Origin of the sequence: Entomomonas moraniae (genome assembly GCF_003991975.1) — a bacterium.
Lineage (GTDB): Bacteria > Pseudomonadota > Gammaproteobacteria > Pseudomonadales > Pseudomonadaceae > Entomomonas > Entomomonas moraniae.
Map to the genome: position 1 here is coordinate 492,049 of NZ_CP029822.1, position 15,179 is coordinate 507,227.

Consider the following 15,179-nt stretch of genomic DNA (forward strand, 5'->3'; position numbering starts at 1 on the left):
GGTGCATAAAAAAATGTTTACCATTGTGATTGTTGAAGATGAAACAGTTGAGCGAGAAGCCCTAAAAGTTATTATTAATAAAGGGTTTGATCATGGTGTTGAGCTATTAGAGGCTGCTAATGGATCAGACGCTATTCAACTGATCAACAGTGAGCCCATTGACTTAATGCTGCTGGATATTAATATCCCATACCCCAATGGGGTTGATGTTTTAAAGCATTTGCGCTCAGTTAACACCACTACAAAAGTTATTGTCACAACCGCGGTGGATGATTTTGAGATTGCGCGTAATATGATCGGGTTAAAAGTTGATGAGTACTTACTTAAACCTGTGAGACCACAAGTTTTAATTAGTCATATCAAATCTTTTCTTAGTTTTGATGCAGAAAAATACCAACAAACAAAGTTAATTGCTGAGCAATTAATGACGATGTTAGATAATAATCTTTATACAAAGTGGATACAGACGGTAAGGGCGTATGTTGATTGGATTTACTCTCAACCAAATGATCCACCCCAAGAAAGTATTAATGAGTTGGCGAGGATTATTAAACAAGTAGCCGAGCGTAGGGGAAAGTATTTAGAGTTACTAAAAAAACAGATAGAACAATTAAAGAGCCTTAGTTTCTCACAGCAAAACTATTATAAAGTGCTCAGTATGGTGCTTACTGTATCAAATACCTTATTTGATGAAGCACAGCGCCAAATAGGCCAAACACATGCCCCTATGCAAAAGGCTTTTAATTATATTGAGCGTAATTTGGGTAAGAACTTATCTCTTGAAGAAGTAGCTGAAAAAGCTCATGTGACCCCCTCTTACCTAAGTAGGCTTTTCAAAAAAGACGCAGGTATTAATTTTGTTTCTTATGTGAAAAAAAGAAGAATAGACATTGCTAAAAGCCTTTTAGATCATAGTGATATGTCAATAACCAGTGTTGCCATGGAGCTTTCTTATAATGATCCTAACTATTTTGGTAGAACATTTAAAGAAGAAACAGGGTTAACCCCATCTGAATATAAAATACGATCAAAGGCTTAAATTTACTTTGATTAACTCCGTGTAACATCTTTTTATCTATACAGTCCTCAGTATTGTCCAAAGATTATTAAAGTAGGAATTTTTTGACGTGAAGTGTGTTAACGAGTCAAAAAAATCGTCCTTTCTTGCAAGATTTTTTTTCTGAGAAACTCTATATTTGTTTAAAGATAAACGGATAAAGCGCTTATAAACAAAGGTAAGCAGCAACGTTAAGTTTTTGATACTGGAATAAAGTGGTCAATCAAAATACCCATAGTTCTTTGTCTATTAAATGATGCGGATACTGGGTAGATGGTGTGTTTGTGTTGAACCTAGAAATTCAAAGGTGGTGGCTTAGATGTAATTATGGCAACGGCAATAATCACAACAAAGTTGAAGACTATTTGTGAGTTATTCTGTTTCACCAAAACCTCATACCTGCTTGATTGGATGATGATAGCGGATAAAGTTTATTGATGAAAGGACGTGAGTATGAGATCTTCTTTAATATTAGTGATTAATTGTGGTTCATCCTCTATAAAGTTTGCAGTCATGCAACCTTGTCAAGATTCCCCCGTTCTTTCTGGGCTAGCTGAGTGCATTGGTTTGCAAGATGCACGAATTACCTTTAAATCGCCTCAAACAGATAAAAAAACAGTTGCACTCACCACCGGTGATCATAAAGATGCGCTAAATGCTCTTGTGCAAGAACTTCGTGATAGAGCGTTGATTGATTCGATTGGGGCGATAGGCCATAGAGTTGCACAGGGTGGCAGTGTTTTCGCAGAGTCGGCCTTAATTACCCCCACAACCATTGCCAAAATTGAAGAGCTTGCTACGCTGGCGCCTTTGCATAACCCTGCTAATCTACAAGGAATACATTGTGCTTTAGAGGTTTTTCCAACACTACTACAAGTGGCTGTTTTTGACACCTCGTTCCATCAAACATTAACGCCAGCGGCTTATACCTATGCCGTACCTCATAAATATTTAAGAGAGCATCAGGTGAGACGTTTTGGTTTTCATGGCACCTCCCATAAATACGTCGCTAATGAAGCTGTGAAAATGTTAGGGCTTAATCCTGATGATCATGGGCTAGTAGTTGCCCATTTAGGCAATGGTTCATCGGTGTGCGCCGTTAAAAATGGTATCAGTGTTGACACCTCGATGGGAATGACCCCGTTAGAGGGATTAGTCATGGGTACTCGAAGTGGTGATATTGATTTCGCTGCTGTGGCTTACATAGGTAAAGTGACTAATAAATCAATGGCTGATTTAGAACAGATGCTCAACAAAGAGTCTGGTTTGTTGGGTATTTCCGAGTTGTCTAGTGATTGTCGTACGCTAGGAGAGGCTCGAAAAGCAGGGCATGCAGGTGCAAGCCTTGCTATTGATGTATTCGTTCATCGGCTAGCTCGCCATATTGGTGCCCATGCAATGTCATTGGATCGTTTAGATGCCATTATCTTTACAGGGGGAATTGGTGAAAACTCTACCCTAATTCGAGAGCTGACGATTAACCACCTAAAAGTATTGGGTATTGAGCTTGATTCAGATCAAAACAACCAACTTTATGGGGGGCGGTCAGGGGTTGTAAGTCGTGGTGAAGGCCCTGTTGCCGTGGTGATAAACACCAATGAAGAGAAGATGATTGCATTAGATACCGATCGAATTGTAAAAAGGGCCAAGACAGCGTAAAGTATAAGCTAATAGCTCAGCGCTTTATATTTATGCAGTAATGTTTTACAAGAATCATCGAGTAGTAAAGGAAAACCAGATTTTAGTAAATTAAATGTTGATCGGCTAGAACGAGAGGCATTATTTAAAAACATTAGTAAGCTTAAAGGATAACAACTATGAAGTCCAAGCGTTTTGAAGTGCTTGCCAACCGTCCTGTTAATCAAGATGGCTTTGTCAAGGAATGGCCAGAAGTAGGCATGATTGCCATGAATGGCCCTAACGACCCCAAACCTAGCATTCGTATTGAAAATGGCCAAGTTGTTGAGTTAGACGGCAAGCAACGCAAAGATTTCGATTTTAATGATCGCTTTATTGCTGAATATGCTATTAATTTAACGCACACTGAAGAAGCTATGGCGATTCCTTCGCAAAAGTTTGCTGGCATGCTTTGCGATATAAACGTCCCACGCTCAAAACTTATCCCCTTAACTACGTCCATGACGCCTGCCAAAATTTGCGAAATATTGGGGTATATGAATGTAGTTGAAATGATGATGGCGCTACAAAAAATGCGCGCTCGTAAAACCCCATCAAACCAGTGCCATGTTACTAATCTAAAAGATAACCCTGTACAAATTGCAGCAGACGCCGCTGAAGCTGCGTTACGTGGTTTTGATGAAGAAGAAACCACGGTTGCAATCGTACGCTATGCGCCTTTTAATGCATTAGCCTTGCTAATAGGTTCACAAACAGGGCGCGGCGGGATTTTAACGCAATGCTCTGTGGAAGAGGCCAGTGAGTTACTCTTTGGGATGCGCGGTTTAACCTCTTATGCTGAAACGGTTTCTGTATACGGTACAGAACAAGTGTTTATTGATGGTGACGATACCCCATGGTCAAAAAGCTTCCTCGCTTCTGCCTATGCTTCACGTGGTTTAAAAATGCGCTTTACTTCGGGTACGGGCTCAGAAGTACAAATGGGCTATGCTGAAGGAAAGTCCATGCTTTACTTAGAAGCACGCTGTATCTTTATTACTAAAGGTGCTGGTGTACAAGGCTTACAAAATGGTTCAATCAGTTGTATTGGTATTCCCGGTGCAGTGCCTTCTGGTATTCGTGCGGTGTTAGCTGAGAACTTAATTACCACCATGTTAGACCTTGAAGTGGCATCAGGTAATGACCAAACCTTCTCGCATTCTGATATGCGCCGTACCGCGCGTGCTTTAATGCAAATATTACCGGGTACAGACTTTATTTTCTCAGGCTACAGTTCAACCCCTAACTATGACAATATGTTTGCAGGTTCGAACTTCGATGCAGAAGATTTTGACGATTACAATATTCTACAGCGTGATTTACGTGTTGATGGAGGTTTACGCCCCGTTCAAGAACAAGAAGTTGTCAAAATTCGTAATAAAGCCGCACGTGTTATACAAGCAGTGTTTAAAGAGTTAGGTCTCCCACCTGTCACTGATGCAGAAGTCGAAGCGGCAACTTATGCGCATGGTAGTAAAGACATGCCTGATCGTAACTTAGTAGAAGACATGAAGGCCGCCGAAGACATGATGAAACGTGCGATTACCGGTGTGGATGTTGTAAAGGCACTGTCTAAAGCTGGTTTTGATGATGTGGCACAAAGTGTTTTCAATATGCTCAAGCAACGTGTTGTAGGCGACTACTTACATACATCAGCGATTATTGATAAGGACTGGCATGTACGCAGTGCTGTGAATGATCTTAATGATTATCAAGGCCCTGGTACTGGTTATCAAATGTCGGCAGAGCGTTGGGAAGAAATTAAAAATATTCCAAATGCCCGTAATCCCGAAGACTTCATATAATCATGGTGGGAGAATAGAAAATGCAAGTAAATGAACAAGAACTACGCAGGATTATTGAAGACGTTATCAAAAACTTAGGGGCTAACGCTAATCAACAAACACCTGCTACTCCAACAGCAAGATCCAACTCTTCCCCCTCAACGGTTACGATTCGTGAAGTGGGTAATGCAACAGCTGGCAAGCAACGTGATGAAGTGGTGATTGGTTTAGCGCCCGCTTTCATGACAAAACAAACACAAACCATTTGTGGTATTCCACACGATAAAGTACTTCGTGAGCTGATTGCTGGTATTGAAGAAGAAGGCATTCGTTACCGTGTAGTGAAGGTCTATAACACCTCGGATGTATCATTTATTGGTCTTATTGCCGCAAAACTAAGTGGGTCAGGAATTGGCATTGGAATACAGTCCAAGGGTACGACCATGATCCACCAAAAAGACTTATTCCCGCTGAGTAACCTAGAACTGTTTCCACAAGCACCATTATTGGATTTAAAAACCTATCGGGAGATCGGTAAAAACGCTGCGAAATATGCTAAAGGCGAAGCTCCCAATCCTGTGCCAACACGTAATGACCAAATGGCTAGGCCAAAATACCAAGCGCTTGCAGCGATACTTCATATCAGAGAAACTGAACTGGTCGATCGCAACAAAAAAACTGTGGCAGTTGAAGTAGACCTACTGGGTTAACGAGGAGATAGATCAATGAGTCAACCATTAGAAATCGATAAAATCGTACAAAGTGTTATTAATGCACTTGGCAATAAAGACAACAGTACGCCTTCTTCAACTCAAACCACAACCGGTAAGGTAGGCGTTAAAGATTATCCCCTTAGCTCTAAGCGTCAAGATCTCGTAAGAACACCAACGGGTAAAAAACTTGGTGATCTAACCTTAAAAGGGGTGATTGATGGCAGTGTAAAAGCAGAAGATTTACGGATTGCTCCAGAAACATTAGAGCTACAAGCACAAATAGCTGAAGATGCAGGGCGTGCACCTTTTGCACGCAATTTGCGCCGTGCCGCAGAGCTTATTGCGATCCCCGATGAGCGCGTATTAGAGATTTATAATGCACTACGCCCCAACCGGTCAACGCGGGAAGAGTTGATAGTGATAGCCGATGAGTTGCAAAATAAATACGGTGCAACCATTAACAGTGCTTTTGTTAGAGAAGCCGCTGAGGTTTATGCGGAGCGCGGAATTTTGCGTAAAGACTAATGACAGAGGTAACATAGGGGATTGTAATGAAATTAATCGTCGGCGTAGATATTGGTAATGCGACTACAGAAACCGCTATCGCTAGATTGGCTGATGACAACTCATTACAATTCGTTGCTGATGGTATAGTGAATACCACAGGAATTAAAGGAACACGGCAAAATATTCACGGTATTTTAGGCTCTATAAAACAAGCCCTAGATAAGGTCAATGCAACCTATCAAGACATTCAACTGATAGCTATTAACGAAGCCGCCCCAGTAATTGGTGATGTGGCGATGGAAACTATCACCGAAACTATCATCACTGAATCCACCATGATCGGCCATAATCCCGAAACTCCTGGTGGGCTGGGCTTGGGGATTGGGGAAACTGTAGGGTTTGGGCAGCTAGACTATGTGGTGTCTGGTACGGCTTATATTGTGGTTGTCCCTGCACGTTATGATTTTGCAGAAGTGGCTATTGCACTTAATCGAGCGATGGATCGCCAAGTAGATATTCAAGCTGCTATTTTACAGAATGATGATGGTGTCTTGGTTAATAATCGACTCAATAAAGTTATCCCCATTGTGGATGAAGTTGGGTTGATCGAAAAGGTCCCTTTAGGGGTAAAAGCTGCTGTTGAAGTAGCCTCACCGGGTAGAGTGGTTGAACAACTCGCTAACCCCTATGGCATTGCCACTGCCTTTGGCCTAACGCCCGATGAAACAAAAATGATCGTCCCTATTGCCCGTGCTTTGATTGGTACACGTTCAGCCGTTGTACTAAAGACCAGAGCAGGCGATGTACAAGAAAAAGTGATTCCTGCGGGAAGTATTACCTTTATAGGGGAAAGTTACACGCGTAGTGTTAACATAGATGCGGGTGCTGAAAAAATAATGGAAACCCTAGAGGTTTGTAAGCCTTTGCAAGATATCAAAGGGGAGTCAGGTTCTCATGCAGGGGGGATGCTCGAACGCGTTCGCCAAGTGATGGCTAATTTAACAGAAGCTAACCCCAACAACATTAAAATACAAGACTTACTAGCGGTTGATACTTCAGTTCCTCAAAAAGTAAAAGGGGGCTTAGCGGGTGAGTTTTCTATGGAAAATGCGGTAGGTATTGCAGCCATGGTACAGGCTGACCGCTTGCAAATGCAAAGCATAGCTGATGAACTCTCAAAAGAGCTTAATGTGCAAGTAGTCGTGGGTGGTATTGAGGCTGATATGGCGATTCAAGGAGCTCTCACCACCCCCGGTACTCAAACCCCCATTGCGATTATTGATATGGGGGCAGGTTCGACCGATGCCTCCATTATGGATAGCGCCACTAACATCCATTCAGTACACCTTGCTGGCGCGGGCAATATGGTGACTCTGATTATCGATACAGAGCTAGGTTTAGATAATTTAAGCCTTTCTGAGGATATAAAAAAATACCCTTTGGCTAAGGTGGAAAGTCTATTCCATATTCGCCATGAAGATGGAACAGTTCAATTTTTTAATAAATCATTACCCCCAGAGCTTTTTTCACGTGTCATCATTTTGCGTGAGGAGGATATGATACCTGTTCAAAGTAAACATGCCCTTGATGTGATTCGCCAAGTACGCCGTGATGCTAAACGTAAAGTGTTTGTCGTTAATGCCTTGCGTGCCCTGCGCGCAGTTAGCCCAACAGGCCAAGTACGTGGCATTGATCATGTGGTGCTTGTAGGCGGGTCAGCACTGGATTTTGAAATTCCGCAACTGGTGACAGATGCACTCTCTCATTATGGTGTAGTTGCAGGGCAAGGAAATATACGCGGCTCTAAAGGGCCTAGAAATGCGGTGGCGACGGGGTTGGTCTTAACACAGGCGCGTAAAGTATGAGTGAACTGCATAAGCCACAGATAGAAGTTTATTGGAGCAATTTGCTTGTCACTCTCGAGTTGCTGGACTACGTGTTGCAAGGTATAGAGGAAGAGGGCGTGCCTTACCATACAGTTCAACAAGAACTACCATCCGATGCTACACAGCTCTCGGCTAAGGCCGCATTGGAGTCGTCACTAGAAGTCGGTATTGGTTGGGATAACCAAGGTAATTTAGCGTTGCATCATCGCCGTTTACCTGATAATGAGTCTTTGTTTCGAGCCGATTGGCCACATACGCCTGAATCCTTAAGACTATTCGGTAGCCATGCGGCTAGACTAGTGAAAGGGCTTCCTTTTAAATTTCAGCAACCGTAGGAAATAAATAATGGCTGAATTAACAATAAAAGCGACTGATCTATTAAGCGACACAGCCATACGCTATTTACGGGTCTTATTACTTTGTGCAAAAAATACCTCAGCTTGTGCAGAGGTAAGGGCAAGGCTAGCCAGTTTTGATCTTTTTATACAAGGACAATGTAGTTTGCAACAAGCACTGCTTAAAGTCCCAGAAGATCATACGCCCACAAACTATTTAAATAGCACATTAGCCGTTGCTTTTTTGAAAGGGGCGATTAACTATCTTCAAGCACAAAGCACTCAAGTAACCCCCTTAGCTAGCTATCTCAGTAGTTTACTAGAAATAGAAAGAGCTTCTGACATGATGACAACAGATAATACAGGCTTTACCCGAAATATTACCAGCATTACCTTGGCGTGCGCACAAAAACTTGCTCAGCAGGCTGAGATTAAAGCAAGGCAGATCAATGTGCCTGTGACGGTTGCAGTGATGGATGCAAGTTGTAATTTAGTACTCCACCAACGCATGGAAGATGCTCTGCAAACCAGTATTCATGTGGCTTTAAATAAAGCCTATTCAGCCGTTTCTTTTAAAGTACCAACTTATCAATTAGCAGAGCTTGTTCAACCGGGAGCCGAGCTTTATGGCATACAACACAATGACCCTCGGTTGGTTGTTTTTGGCGGCGGTTTCCCAATATGGCTTGATGGTAAGCTAGTAGGAGGGCTAGGTGTGGCTGGTGGAACGGTTGCACAAGATATGCAAGTGGCTCGTTTTGCTTTAAAACAAGTATTGTCTATTGAGATTTAGTACTTAGAAATAACACAATAAAAAATACTAGGGTACTTGTTTAGGGTATCTCCTTAAAAAAGCTAACCGCCATAACGGAATTAGGAACAGATAACAGGCGAAGGCTATCGACATCATGGGGGCTCCTACTGTAACGAGAGGAATTGCACAAGAGATCGACCATGGAATCAGCGGTGAAACAACAACCGCAGTATCTTCTAAATCAATAGCAAGTTCTTGCTCATCAGTGGTTAAATCTTTACAAAGCATATAGGTAAGAATGATCGAAAGTGTTTGATTACATGCAATGATTGACGTACAAAATGAAACAAGCAAAATACTGCCATAAACACTGAAATAATTAGATGAAACCGCAATGGATTTTTTTAAACGCTCTAAAATACCTGTTCCACTAAATATGCCAGAGTATGAAGCAGAAATACAAATAATAGCGATAACTTTAACCATTGAAAGTATGCCCCCGCCATTAAATATACCTGCAAGTTCAGTATTATCAATATGATAGCCCCATAGCATGATATACAGTAGATTATTGATAGTGATGTGTTGAATAAAAACACACAGAACACAACTGACAGCAACACTGATCGACATTAGCCAAAGTACTTTAAGCCTAAAAAGAGCTAAAAAGATAATAAGTGCAGGGGGGAGTAACAGTATCCAATGAAGTTGGAAGTAGTGAGGGATAATATCAAATATTTCTAATGTTTTTGGTTTTGCAGAGGTGATAAAACCAACAACCAAATAAATAGCACAAGTCACTATAAAAGGCACAACACTGGTTCGTACCATGTGTCTGATATTTTGGTAGATATTGTTTTTTGTTAATGTACTAATCAGCAGCGCACTAGTGGAAACGGGGGAGCAACGATCACCAACATAAATACCTGACAAAATAGCACCACCGACCAGTACGCCATTAATGCCCATTATATTGCCAAGACTCATACAAATAATGCCCATGGTTGCTGCTGTGCCAACAGAAGTACCTGTCAGGATAGAAATAACGCAATTAAGTAAAAAGACAATGAAAATAAAAATACTGGGAATAATTAAATGTGACGAAGTATAAGTAATATAAGCAATAGTACCCGATGCTCGCCAAGTGGCGGTTATCATCCCAATAAGAACGAGCACAATTAAAATGACTTTTATTTGATAAATACCTTGTACTGAGAGTCGAAGTAACTCCTTAACCCCATGCTTTGTGATTAACCCATAGCAGAAAAAAAGGACGTACCCAATCAATAAAGCATATAAAATAGAAAGGTTAGCTAAAAGACAAAATAATAAGCTAAGACCAAAGAGGCCAATGATGATGAGTTCCATAGTATATCTTCAATCCAATCATTAAATATTAAGTTGCTTTATCATCGCTAGTAAAGAGATTGTAGACTGCATTCTAATAAAACTATTAATAAAACGAGTCCCTAGTCTATTAGAAAAGAATAGTAGCCCTCAGGAAAAATTAAAACAAGTAAGCTTGAGTATTTAAAGCCAGAAAAGCTCTTTATTTTGCTTTTGTTTAGCTTAAAACTAATAAAAACTATATGAGTAGTTTAAGTATTTGGAGTTTACCTGAAGAGGGAAGAAACAATACTTTTAGTAAAGATATTAAACACTCTTTTTAAATTGTCATTTCTCATGACACAATATTGGTAATTTATTAGTTACTTTTTAAGGTTAGATTGTAATTTTTTTGTATTAGGTGTTTATAAAAGATTATTTTTTATGTTAAGAAATTCCTTTTTAATAGGTATATTTTTTATTTAATGCACTGATTATTATGGATATATTATTATAAATAATGCTTTAGTCTATATTGATGTATTTTTGATGTAACAGTATCATTTAAAAGCTTTGTGGAATTTGTTACAAAGCATTTATCATCAATTATGGAGATTTACGATGAAAAAAACTATTATTGCTGCTGCAATTGCAGTATGTGGAGTTATGTCAGTTCCTGCGCAAGCTCAACAAGTAGATTTATCTAATCAACCTTGGCATCTTGTTGGAATGACTTTAGCACCTACAGGACATATATTTAACCCTCTAATGAAGATTTGCTATTGGAAAAGAGGTATTTATTCAGCAGGTGTTTTCACTTCTGAAACAACAGTTACTTATGGTCCTTTAATCGGTTACTGTCCAGCTCCAACTAACGGACCTAGCATAAACTAATAGCTAGAGAGTTATCTTTGCCGTATTGCTTAGGATAAGATGTATTGGCAATAAAGATGGCTCTAAATTTTTAGAAAAGATTTTTATTGTTTTGTAAAAAATGTATTATTTACAAAATGAACCAGTGTTATAAATACAGGGAAATTTAGTGAAAAAAGGAATAAAATTAATCTTTTTCCTCTTATTATTGTTTGTACTGGTTTACTGGTGTTATTTTGCTTTTTTTTCTGTAAGTTATCAGACATTCTATATTTCAGAGCCTGTTCGTTTTGGTAATATAAAAAGAACAGTTAATGCCTCTGGTGAGATTGGTGCAGCACAGTTGGTGACGGTGGGTGCTCAAGTCTCTGGTCAAATCACAAAGTTATATGTCAAATTAGGTCAGCATGTCAAAAAAGGCGATAAAATTGCAGACATTGACTCCGTTCCTCAAATAAATGCACTTAATATAAGTAAGGCAAAGTTAGAAACTTATAAGGCGCAGTTGGTTTCAAAAGAAGTGTCTTTGCACGTGGCAAGAAAAAAATATATTAGAGAGAGAAACTTAAGAAAATATAATGCCACATCAATTGAAAACTTTGAAACAGCAGAAGATACTTTAGCGACTGCCCAAGCAAGTGTTTCTGATATGAAGTCGCAGATTATTCAAACAGAAATAGAAGTGAATAATGCTGAAACAGATTTGAGTTACACTAAAATTATTGCACCGCTAGATGGAACAGTTGTTTCGACCCCCATTGAGGCAGGGCAAACAGTTAACTCAAATCAAACAACACCGACGATTGTAAAGATTGCTGATTTATCAAAAATGGAAATAAAAATGCAGATTTCCGAGGGTGATATAACAAAAATAAAGCCCGATATGGATGTCAGTTACTATATCCTATCAGAGCCACAAGTGGTTTATCATGCTAAATTGCAGAGTATTGATCCTGGGCTTTTGTCACTTACTAAGGGTGACTATAATGGAACAGGTGACACAAGTTCGGCTGTTTATTATTACGCAAATTTAATTGTACCCAATAAAAATAACAAATTTCGTATTGGAATGACGACTCAAAATACCATTACCATTGCTAGTGCCGATAATGTTTTAATTGTGCCTAAGGTTGCGTTAAAAGAAGGATTCGATGGTGTTTATGTTGATGTATTAAATACCGATGGTTTAACGGTAACCCCTAAAAAGATAACCATAGGACTAACAGATAATATTAATGCAGAAGTTCTGTCTGGTCTACAAGAGGGGGAGCGTGTTGTGACGATGATGATGGCTCCTCCTACAATGCAAACCAATGCTTTGCCTGAGTAGTTGAGATTAACGCCATGCCGATGATAGAGGTGTCTAATCTAACCAAATATTTTGGGGAGGCGGCTAATCGCGTTGCTGTTTTAAACGAAGTTAATTTATCTATCGAGTCTGGAGAGTTTATCGCGATTATTGGACAATCAGGCTCAGGAAAAACAACCTTAATGAATACATTAGGTTGTTTAGATACGCCTTCATCAGGTTCTTATAAGATTGATGGACGAGAAGTCAGTTCTCTATCTTCTAATGAATTAGCAAAAATAAGGGGCGAGAAGTTTGGTTTTATTTTTCAGCGCTATAACTTATTATCGAGTTTATCTGCTCTAGATAATGTCGCATTGCCTGCTATCTATTTAGGTATTGGCCACGCCCAGCGTGTGAGTAGGGCTAAAAAATTACTGACAGATTTAGGCCTAGGCGATAAGCTAAAAAATAAACCTCATGAGTTATCAGGTGGACAACAACAACGGGTAAGTATTGCTCGAGCCCTGATGAACGGTGGTCAGATTATTTTAGCAGATGAACCGACAGGGGCTTTAGATTCTCAAAGTGGTAAGATGGTCATGCAGGTTTTAACAGAGCTACATCGGTTAAACCATACCATTATTTTAGTGACACATGACCCGCAAATTGCTAAGTATGCACATCGTGTAATAGAAATAAAAGACGGTAATATCATCTCAGATATAAGAAAGCATCCTTTAGAAGAAAACAATGTAAAAGAAAAACCAGCCAAACGAAAATATAACTCCTTTATTTTTTACAAAGATCAGTTAGTCGAGTCATTTAAAATGTCTATTCAAGCCATTTTAGCGCATAAACTACGTTCTATACTGACAATGCTTGGTATTATTATTGGTATTGCCTCTGTTGTTTCAGTTGTGGCTTTAGGGCGAGGGTCCCAAGAAAAAATACTTGCAGATATTAGCTCGTTAGGCACGGATACGATTACGATTTACCCAGGTAGTGGCGCTGGGGATATTTATTCAGGTAAAGTAACTTCCTTGAGCGTTGATGATGCGCAAGAGCTTGCAAAGCTAAATTACTTAGGGGGCGTAAGCCCAACTGCTTCAGCCTCTGGCGTTTTAGTGTTTAATAATGTCTCTGTTAATGCACAGGTAGCCGGTGTTAATGAACAATATGCAAATATCAAGGGGCTGAAAATAGCCACAGGGCGTTTTTTTAATAAAGAAGATGTTATCAACAATAATGCGGTTGTAGTGATCGATAATAATACAAAAAAACGCCTATTTCCGTCATCTAATGCCATAGGTAAAGTGGTTTTGTTTAATAAACAACCGCTAGAGATTATTGGAGTTACCGCACCTAGTTCTGGCTTTATGGCGGGAAGTAATAATTTAGAGTTGTGGATTCCATATACGACTGTAATGACTAGGGTTTCAGGGAATCAGAATATTACTTCGATCATAGTAAAAGTTAAAGAGAGTTTAAGTGCGCAAATAGCCGATCAAGGCCTTAAAAAGTTTTTGGCCGTTAAACATGGGACAGAAGATTTTTATACAGCAAGTATGGATTCGATAAAACAGACAATACAGAGTACGACAAATACTATGACCTTGCTCATATCTTGTATTGCTTTGATCTCTCTAGTGGTGGGTGGGATTGGTGTAATGAATATCATGCTAGTATCTGTCACGGAGAGAACTAAAGAAATTGGTGTAAGAATGGCTATCGGGGCTAGAGAGTATAGTATCTTAGAGCAATTCTTAATTGAGGCCGTTTTAATTTGTTTAATCGGTGGTGGTTTAGGTATTGGTCTTTCTTATTTGATTGGCTTTATCTTTAGCTACTTACTCGAGGGTTTCCCCTTTTTATTTTCATTAGACTCCATTATTGTAGCGCTTTGTTGTTCTAGCGTAATTGGCATTGTTTTCGGTTTTATGCCCGCACGTAATGCCTCAAGATTAAATCCCATCGTTGCTCTTTCTCGAGAGTAAGCTTTGCTATCGTTTAACTTATGACTTTAAGGAAATTAACGGCTTAATTGTATGGAGAACAATAATTTTTCCTAAAAGAATTACGTTAAGTAAATTTAACGCAATCAATAAGGGTAAGTAAGAACTCGATTAAACACACATAAGAACTGAGAGTTAGATGACACTAAATCTAATTTATTGTTTGATAAATATCATTGTAAGGCTGATTTTACCAAGCTATCATACGGCAGTTTAATTTAAACGGTTATACAATAATACACAGTAAGCTACATCGTGAGTTTACTGATATTTTTTTAAGAAGTTTGTAATCAAAGGGGTTGGTTGTTACATGAGTTGGTTTAGTAATTTGTTTAAGTCATCCTCTGCAACAGAGGCGACGGATAGTCAGAAGGATAACCTTCCTCCTATTTTAAAAAAACTACGAATAAAAAATACTGTTTCAATTACTGCTTCCTGTGAAGCTGAGTTGAAAGGTTTTCGTGAGTTTACTTATAGCCCGCTGCCACAGCGTATTTTTAGTATCGGTAGTCTTTCAATTGCACAACAAACAGTGTACCGCTATTACTTGTGGGATGACGAGACGTGGTTACAAGTCAGCTATGATAAAAATGCTCCAGAAAAATCAATAGAAATTATTTTATTTTATTGGCTTAGATCAAAAACATTGACATCCAGTGAATTAACGGATGAAGTAAAGCTACCACTGTCTAAACAGCAATGGGAACATCAAGGCAAAGTCTTTGAGCGATGCTGGAATACGGCTATAAAAAATGATATTCCTACCGTAGAACATGTTGTAAATAAAGACGAGTCATACAGTGTACATTTTGAGCAAATGATTTTTAGTCGCAAGTTAACACCAGCGAGAAAAGAGTACTGGTTTTACTCTTTAGAGAAGGGTGAAACAGATAATACGTATTTACAAATGATTGCTCAAGGTTTTTCGTTAGATCTTGCAGAGCTTTGTGTTAATTGAATTAAG

The 15,179-nt window shown here is 39.3% G+C and carries 13 protein-coding genes; 12 read left to right on the top strand and 1 reads right to left on the bottom strand.

The genetic code is table 11. From position 1 onward, the window contains the following. Positions 1-13: 13 nt before the first annotated feature. The 8 genes from DM558_RS02415 to DM558_RS15735 all read left to right on the top strand — a co-directional run bounded on the left by DM558_RS02415 (position 14) and on the right by DM558_RS15735 (position 8,752). The gene (locus DM558_RS02415; RefSeq protein WP_127161886.1) at positions 14-1,039 is read left to right on the top strand and encodes a response regulator; all 1,026 of its coding nucleotides are present in this window, start codon (positions 14-16) and stop codon (positions 1,037-1,039) included. A 471-nt stretch (positions 1,040-1,510) separates the two neighbouring features. Beyond that, positions 1,511-2,716, top strand: a complete 1,206-nt coding sequence (tdcD, locus tag DM558_RS02420) for a propionate kinase (RefSeq protein WP_127161887.1) — start codon at positions 1,511-1,513, stop codon at positions 2,714-2,716. Positions 2,717-2,874: 158 nt separating this feature from the next. Beyond that, positions 2,875-4,539 (top strand): propanediol/glycerol family dehydratase large subunit, encoded by a 1,665-nt coding sequence (locus DM558_RS02425; protein ID WP_109703216.1) that lies wholly within the window; start codon positions 2,875-2,877, stop codon positions 4,537-4,539. A gap of 20 nt (positions 4,540-4,559) precedes the next feature. Beyond that, positions 4,560-5,228, top strand: coding sequence for a propanediol/glycerol family dehydratase medium subunit (locus DM558_RS02430; RefSeq protein WP_109703215.1), 669 nt, complete (start codon positions 4,560-4,562; stop codon positions 5,226-5,228). A 15-nt stretch (positions 5,229-5,243) separates the two neighbouring features. Next, complete coding sequence (locus DM558_RS02435) at positions 5,244-5,756, top strand: diol dehydratase small subunit (protein ID WP_127161888.1); 513 nt, start codon at positions 5,244-5,246, stop codon at positions 5,754-5,756. A 26-nt stretch (positions 5,757-5,782) separates the two neighbouring features. Then, on the top strand, positions 5,783-7,603 hold the full coding sequence (locus tag DM558_RS02440) for a diol dehydratase reactivase subunit alpha (protein WP_127161889.1): 1,821 nt from the start codon (positions 5,783-5,785) through the stop codon (positions 7,601-7,603). Next, complete coding sequence (locus DM558_RS02445; protein ID WP_127161890.1) at positions 7,600-7,959, top strand: glycerol dehydratase reactivase beta/small subunit family protein; 360 nt, start codon at positions 7,600-7,602, stop codon at positions 7,957-7,959. The genes DM558_RS02440 and DM558_RS02445 overlap by 4 nt, the downstream gene beginning before the upstream one ends. A 10-nt stretch (positions 7,960-7,969) precedes the next feature. After that, complete coding sequence (locus DM558_RS15735; protein WP_228411794.1) at positions 7,970-8,752, top strand: GlcG/HbpS family heme-binding protein; 783 nt, start codon at positions 7,970-7,972, stop codon at positions 8,750-8,752. Positions 8,753-8,779: 27 nt separating this feature from the next. Here the strand turns inward: DM558_RS15735 and DM558_RS02455 are convergent, their stop codons facing one another. Next, positions 8,780-10,081, bottom strand: coding sequence for a Na+/H+ antiporter NhaC family protein (locus DM558_RS02455; protein WP_127161891.1), 1,302 nt, complete (start codon positions 10,079-10,081; stop codon positions 8,780-8,782). A 579-nt stretch (positions 10,082-10,660) separates the two neighbouring features. Here DM558_RS02455 and DM558_RS02460 point away from each other — a divergent pair. The 4 genes from DM558_RS02460 (at position 10,661) to DM558_RS02475 (ending at position 15,173) form a co-directional block, all read left to right on the top strand. After that, positions 10,661-10,933 (top strand): hypothetical protein, encoded by a 273-nt coding sequence (locus DM558_RS02460; protein WP_127161892.1) that lies wholly within the window; start codon positions 10,661-10,663, stop codon positions 10,931-10,933. 148 nt (positions 10,934-11,081) lie between these two features. Beyond that, on the top strand, positions 11,082-12,242 hold the full coding sequence (locus DM558_RS02465) for an efflux RND transporter periplasmic adaptor subunit (protein WP_127161893.1): 1,161 nt from the start codon (positions 11,082-11,084) through the stop codon (positions 12,240-12,242). A 14-nt stretch (positions 12,243-12,256) separates the two neighbouring features. Beyond that, complete coding sequence (locus DM558_RS02470; RefSeq protein ID WP_127161894.1) at positions 12,257-14,197, top strand: MacB family efflux pump subunit; 1,941 nt, start codon at positions 12,257-12,259, stop codon at positions 14,195-14,197. 328 nt (positions 14,198-14,525) lie between these two features. Further along, complete coding sequence (locus DM558_RS02475) at positions 14,526-15,173, top strand: DUF2491 family protein (protein WP_127161895.1); 648 nt, start codon at positions 14,526-14,528, stop codon at positions 15,171-15,173. Positions 15,174-15,179 lie beyond the last annotated feature (6 nt).